At 67.6% G+C, this 6,128-nt stretch carries 5 protein-coding genes and 1 pseudogene; 1 reads left to right on the forward strand and 5 read right to left on the reverse strand.

Annotated elements, in window-relative coordinates:
* From ACM2XV_RS11275 to ACM2XV_RS11295, 5 genes and pseudogenes are all read right to left on the reverse strand, one after another.
* Positions 1 to 185, reverse strand: a pseudogene (locus tag ACM2XV_RS11275) (histidine phosphatase family protein); the annotation flags it as partial.
* 20 nt (positions 186 to 205) lie between these two features.
* On the reverse strand, positions 206 to 1,726 hold the full coding sequence (gene arfA, locus ACM2XV_RS11280) for an arabinosylfuranosidase ArfA (protein ID WP_487026985.1): 1,521 nt from the start codon (positions 1,724 to 1,726) through the stop codon (positions 206 to 208).
* Positions 1,727 to 1,765: 39 nt separating this feature from the next.
* The gene (locus ACM2XV_RS11285) at positions 1,766 to 2,644 is read right to left on the reverse strand and encodes a carbohydrate ABC transporter permease (RefSeq protein WP_344776563.1); all 879 of its coding nucleotides are present in this window, start codon (positions 2,642 to 2,644) and stop codon (positions 1,766 to 1,768) included.
* Complete coding sequence (locus ACM2XV_RS11290) at positions 2,644 to 3,534, reverse strand: carbohydrate ABC transporter permease (protein WP_344777249.1); 891 nt, start codon at positions 3,532 to 3,534, stop codon at positions 2,644 to 2,646. The genes ACM2XV_RS11285 and ACM2XV_RS11290 overlap by 1 nt, the downstream gene beginning before the upstream one ends.
* A gap of 137 nt (positions 3,535 to 3,671) precedes the next feature.
* The gene (locus ACM2XV_RS11295; protein WP_487026986.1) at positions 3,672 to 4,961 is read right to left on the reverse strand and encodes an ABC transporter substrate-binding protein; all 1,290 of its coding nucleotides are present in this window, start codon (positions 4,959 to 4,961) and stop codon (positions 3,672 to 3,674) included.
* Between the two features lie 168 nt (positions 4,962 to 5,129).
* Here ACM2XV_RS11295 and ACM2XV_RS11300 point away from each other — a divergent pair.
* A partial coding sequence (locus tag ACM2XV_RS11300) for a LacI family DNA-binding transcriptional regulator (RefSeq protein ID WP_487026987.1) occupies positions 5,130 to 6,128 on the forward strand: 999 nt, incomplete at its 3' end.

Genomic DNA, 6,128 nt, shown 5'->3' on the forward strand with positions numbered 1-6,128 from the left:
AGGGTCGCCGCCTGGCTGCGCCCCAGCTCGGAGAGGCGGACGTCGGCGTCACGCGCCTCGACCTCGATGACCTCTGCTCCGGCGCGTTCGGCGACCGCAGCAGCGACGTTCGCCGTGCTCTCGCCGTGCCGGATCAGCAGTATCCGCGCTTCATCGCTCACAGGAACTCCCCTCGTGCTCTGCAGCTACGGTTCCCGACCTGCGCTCACTCCAAGCCGATCGCCGTCCAGGACACGGGCGGCAGCTCGATCGCGAGCACGCCGTCGGCGAGCGTCGCAGTGGTGTTGGCCCGCGGAACGACGCGGTTCTGGTCGCTGAGGGTGTTCTGGGCGTACACGTCGGCGTCGGCGAGGGTGGTCGCCTCGGCGACCCGCGTCGCCCCGAGGGCGCGCACGTCGATCGTGATCTGCGCGGGCTCGCTCTGGTCGCGGTTGACGAGGAACACGGCGGCCCGGCCCTCGTCGACGGTGGCGACCGCATCGATGACGGATGCCCGCCCGTGACGTGCCGTGTCATACGTCGGCGCATCGATCACGGGCCGGATGACCTCGCCCGAGGCGAGCCGGCTCGTGATCGAGAACGGGTAGAACGTCGTCTGCCGCCACGCCGGGCCACCCGGCTCGGTCATGATCGGGGCGATGACGTTGACGAGCTGGGCGAGCGAGGCCGAGGTCACGCGATCGCTGTGCTTGAGGAGCGTCATGAGCAGGTTGCCGACGACCACGGCATCCGCCACCGTGTAGACGTCCTCGAGCAGGCGCGGAGCACGGCGCCATTCGGAGGATGCGGCGGCGGCCGGGTCCGGGTTGTCGCCGTCGGCATCGGACTTGTGCAGGTACCAGACGTTCCACTCGTCGAACGAGAGGTTGATCTTCTTGCTCGACCGCTTCTTGTAGCCGACGTGGTCGGCGGTCGCGACGACGGTGTCGATGAAGTAGTCCATGTCGAGCGCGGAGGCGAGGAACGAGCCGAGGTCGCCGTCGTACTCCTGGTAGTACGCGTGGCACGAGACATAGTCGACGAAGTCGTAGCTGTGCTCGAGCACCGTGCGCTCCCAGTCGCCGAAGTGCGGCATGCCCGAGCCCGACGAGCCGCACACGACCAGCTCGAGGTCGGGCTGGGCCGTCTTCATCGCCTGCGCGGTGCGCGCGGCGAGCTTGCCGTAGTCGTCGGCCGACATGAAGCCCGTCTGCCAGTGGCCGTCCATCTCATTGCCGAGGCACCACATGCGCACGTTGTGCGGTTCGGGCGTCCCGTTCGCGATGCGCAGGTCCGACAGCGCCGTGCCCGACGGATGGTTCGCGTACTCGAGCAGGTCGAGGGCTTCGAGGATGCCCCGCGTGCCGAGGTTGACGGCCAGCATCAGCTCGGAGTCGGTGAGCTTCAGCCACCGCGCGAACTCGTCGAGGCCCACCTCGTTGGTCTCGATCGACCGCCAGGCGAGATCGCGGCGGACCGGCCGGGTCGCCCGCGGCCCGACCGAGTCCTCCCAGCGGAATCCGGAGACGAAGTTGCCGCCCGGGTAGCGGACCGTCGTGCTGCCGAGCTCCTTGACGAGCTCGACGACGTCCAGGCGGAACCCGTCGGCGTTCGCCGTCGGGTGGCCCGGCTCGTAGATCCCGTCGTACACGCAGCGCCCGAGATGCTCGACGAACGAGCCGAAGGTGCGACGGTTGACGGGGGCGATGACGGCATGCGTGTCGAGCTCGATGTGGGCGCGGGGCACCTGGGGCCTTTCGTCGTGGGTGAGGGGCGACAGGAACTCCTAGCCTTTCACGGCGCCGGTCAGGCCGCCGACGATGCGCTTCTGGAAGACGGCGAAGAAGATCAGCGCGGGCAGCATGGACAGTGAGGTGAACGCGAGCACCTTCGCCGTGTCGGTCGAGTGCTCGGACGAGAAGGCCTGCACTCCGAGCGGCAGCGTGTAGTTGGAGGCCGAGTTCAGGATGTACAGCGGCAGCACGTAGTTGTTCCAGCTGCCGATGAACCCGAGGATCGCGACCGTCACCACGCCCGGGATCGATAGCGGAATGGCCATGCGGAAGAAGAACCCGAGCCGGCTCGCGCCGTCGATGGACGCCGCTTCCTCCAGCTCGTTGGGGATCGCGCGCAGGAACGGCGTCAGGATGATGACGGTCGTGGGCAGGCCGAAGGCGATCTGCGGAATCGCGATGCCCATGAGGTTATCGACCAGGCCGAGATCCTTGATGATGATGTACAGCGGCGTGATCGCGATCACCAGCGGGAACATCAGCCCCGCGGCGAACAGCGAGTACATGGCGCCCTTGCCCTTGAAGTTGTAGCGGGCGATCACGTAGCTCACGGCCACCCCGAGGACGACGGTTCCCGCGGTGCTCACGACCGCCACGATGACCGAGTTCGCAAACTCGCCCCAGAACGTCGTCGAGGTCAGCACGGTGAGGTAGTTGCCGAATTCCCAGGGGTTCGGGAACCCGGCCGGGCTCGTCGTGAACTGCGAGTTGGTGCGGAAGCCGCCCAGCACGATGTAGAGCACGGGGGCGATGCACACCGCGATCAGCAGCAGCGCGATGAAGTAGGTAACCGGATTCCCCCACTTCTGCGGCGTATCGCGGTCGACGGTGCGCCGGAACAGCCTGCGCGGCTGCGGTGTCGCGGCGGTCATTACTGCACTCCTTCGGTGACGGCGCCCTGCAGGTCACGGCGCAGGACGAAGCGCTGGTAGATCAGCGCGACGATGAGAGAGATGAGGAACATCACGACGGCGACGGCCGAGCCGTAGCCGTAGTTCCCCGCCGTGCGCCCCTGGGCGACCATGTAGGTCGCCATGGTCGAGGTGCCGGCGGTCGAGGCGATGTACTGGCCCCAGATGATGTAGACGAGGTCGAACAGCTGCAGCGAGCCGATGATCGACAGGAACGCCCAGATCCGGATCGTCGGCCCCAGCAGCGGCAGCGTGATGCGCCACTGGATCTGCCAGTAGGACGCCCCATCGATGGCGGCCGCTTCGAACAGCTCCTCGGGGATGGACTGCAGACCGGCGAGCATCAGGATGACCGCGAAGCCGATGTACTTCCACGAGATGATGCCCATCAGCGACCAGATCGCGATGTTAGGGTCGCTCAGCCAGTCGGCCGCGAGGAAGCCGAGTCCGATGTTGTGAAGCAGGTCGTTGAGCGCCCCCTGCGACTGCAGCATGAGGCTGAAGCCCGTGCCGACGATGACCTCAGAGATCACGTAGGGCACGAAGATCAGCACGCGGATCACCGCGCGGCCCCTGATCTTCTGATTCAGCAGCAGCGCCAGAACGATCGCCAAGGGGCCCTGGATGACCAGCGACAGCACGACGATCTGCAGGTTGTGCCAGAGCACCTGCTGGAAGGCGGGGTCGGTGAGGATCAGCTTGTAGTTGTTCAAGCCGACGAAGTCCGTGGCGGGGCCGTAGCCGTGCCACCGGAAGAATCCGTAGTAGGCGGCCAGCGCGACCGGGAAGATCACGAGGCCCACGAAGACGATGATCGCGGGGCCGGAGAGGACGGCGATCTCGAGGCGCATGAGGGCACGGCTGCGGCGCTTGCGCGCCGGCGGCGTCGAGGACGCGGCCGAAGCCGCGCCCTCGACGCGAGTCGTCCCCTGCGAGCGGCCGCCGGCGACGGCCTCAGTACCCAGGGTGCTGCTCATGTTCTGACTACTCAGCCCTTCGCCGCTGCCGCGTTGGTGTCCTTCGGGATGTCGGCCGCGGTGCCCTTGCCTGCGAGCAGGTTGACGACCGCGGTGTTGAGCGCGTTTCCGACGTTCTGCCCGTACTGCGTGTCGAGGAAGTTCACCGTGTAGGCCGCCTTGTTGAAGGCCTGCAGCGACGACACGTTGTAGGGCTGGGTGACGACGGACTGCGCGTCCTTGTTGACGGGGATGGACTGGAAGGCCGTGGCGTAGGCCTTCTGCTGCTCGGGCGTCAGGAGGAACTCGAGGAACTCCGTCGCCTCTTTCGGGGCGTTCTTCGACAGCGAGTAGCCGCCGCCGCCGGCCATCAGGGCGCTCGGGTCACCCTTGCCGCCGGACACCGACGGGAACGGGAACCAGCCGAGGTCGGGAAGCGGCTTCTTGTTGGGCGTCAGGCCGCCGACGACGCCGGGCTCCCAGTTGCCCATGAGCTCCATCGCCGCCTTGTGGTTGGCGAGCAGGCCGGCCGAGGAACCCGCACCCGTCTGACCCGGGGTGGTGAGGAATCCCTTCTGGAAGGGGTCGGTCTTGAGCAGGTCTGCGACGTCGTCGCCCGCCTTCGTCCAGCACTCGTCGGTGAACTTGAGCGACTTGGTGACCTTGTTGATGGTGTCCTGGCTGCACTCGCGCAGGGCGAAGTTGTAGTACCAGTGGGCCGCCGGCCAGGCATCCTTGGCACCGACCGCGATCGGCGTGATGCCCGCGGCCTTCAGCTTCGCGACATCGGCGTTGAGCTCGTCCATCGAGGTCGACGTCGTCGTGATGCCCGCCTGCTTGAACAGGTCCTGGCTGTAGTAGATGCCCTCGGGCTGCGTGTCGGTCGGCACGGCGTAGACCTTGCCGTCGACCGTGTCGGAGGCGAGCGCCGCACCGGCCGCCGTCTTGGTCGCGTCGTCGAGCTCGATCGGCTGCAGGTAGCCCGCGTCGATCATCGCCTGCATCTTGCCGCCGCCGCGCTGCATGAAGATGTCGGGGGCCGAGTTCGAGTTGAGCGCCGTCTGCAGCTTTCCGTCGAAGTCCTCGTTCTGGATCGCCTGGAGCTTGACCGTCACGTTCGGGTGCGCCTTGTGGAAGGCCTCCGCCGCGCTCTTCCAGTACGCGGCGCCGTCGCCGTCCGTCGCGTTCTCCCAGAGGGTGAGCGTGACCTTCCCGTTGGATGATTTGCCGGTGCTGCCGCTGTTGCCGGCGCACCCGACGGTCGCGAGCGCGACCCCCAGGCCGAGCGCGACCAGCGCCGCGCCTCGTGATTTCCGCATCATTGTGGAAACTCCTTGATTGTCGTCATTGACACAGGTGGTGAGAGTTTTGTTGCGCAAACTTCCGCTCCGCTGCGGAAGTCGATGCCTTTCATACACCGAACCCGCGGCGGCTGCAAAACGTTTTCCGCGCTGAGTTGCAAAACCGTTAGCGGCCAATACTCTTGCCGTATGTCCCCACGGCCTGCCGGCACCCGACCGACGCTGTCGCTGGTCGCGCAGGCCGCGGGCACGAGCGTTCCCACAGTTTCGAAAGTTCTGCGTGGCGGCACGGATGTCTCGGCCGAGACGCGCGCGAAGGTGATGGACGCCGTCCACTCGGTCGGGTACACGAGGCGGCCGGGCAACAAGGTCGAGACCGCCGTCGACGAGGGCACCTCGTCGACGGCTCTGAACCTCGTCGTGACGCACCTCGAGGGCTCGTGGGCGAACCAGGTGCTCGTCGGCGTGGGAAGCGCGGCCGCGGCATCCGATCTCGACCTCATCATCACGCTCGCCCAGCCGAACACCGACTGGGCGTCCCGCATTCTGCGCAGGCGCGGCGTCGGTGTCGTCGGTGCGCTGCTCGACCCGGCATCGCCGCAGTTCAGCACGCTCGTCGCAGCCGGCGTTCCGATGGTGCTGCTCGAGCCGATGAGCGCGCCGCCCGCGGGCATCCCCGCGATCGGCGTGGCGAACTGGGATGCCGGCAGGACGGCGGCCGAGCAGCTGCTGGCCCTCGGGCACCGGCACATGGGGGTCATCGCCGGCTATTCGCGCCACATCTACAGCCGGGCGCGCGTCGACGGCTTCCGCTCGGCCGTCGATGCTGCAGCCGGCGACACGCGGGTGACGGTGGCGCCCGGCCAGTGGGACGAGGCCCGCGCGGCGGCCGACACCCATAAGCTGCTCGATCGCGACCCGGCCATCACGGCGATCTTCGCCTGCTCGGACCCGATGGCCCTCGGCGTCTACAACGCCTTGGCCGAGCGCGGACTGCGCATCCCCGACGACGTGAGCGTCATCGGGTTCGACGATCTGCCGGAAGCGCACTGGATCAGCCCGACCCTCACGACGATGCGCCAGCCCAGCCGCGAGATGGGCGACAGCGCGGTCAGGATGCTGCTCGACCTCACCCGCCCCGAGAACCCGGTGCGATGGGCGCGCCCGCGCATCGAGATGTCGGCGGAG

The sequence above is a fragment of the Gryllotalpicola sp. CP2-P1 genome, from assembly GCF_057512245.1.

What these genes read in the sequence shown, in the direction of transcription:
- ACM2XV_RS11285 (WP_344776563.1), bottom strand. Translation starts at nt 2,644, where the DNA reads ATGACCGCCGCGACACCGCAGCCGCGCAGGCTGTTCCGGCGCACCGTC.
- ACM2XV_RS11290 (WP_344777249.1), bottom strand. Translation starts at nt 3,534, where the DNA reads ATGCGCCTCGAGATCGCCGTCCTCTCCGGCCCCGCGATCATCGTCTTC.
- ACM2XV_RS11295 (WP_487026986.1), bottom strand. Translation starts at nt 4,961, where the DNA reads ATGATGCGGAAATCACGAGGCGCGGCGCTGGTCGCGCTCGGCCTGGGG.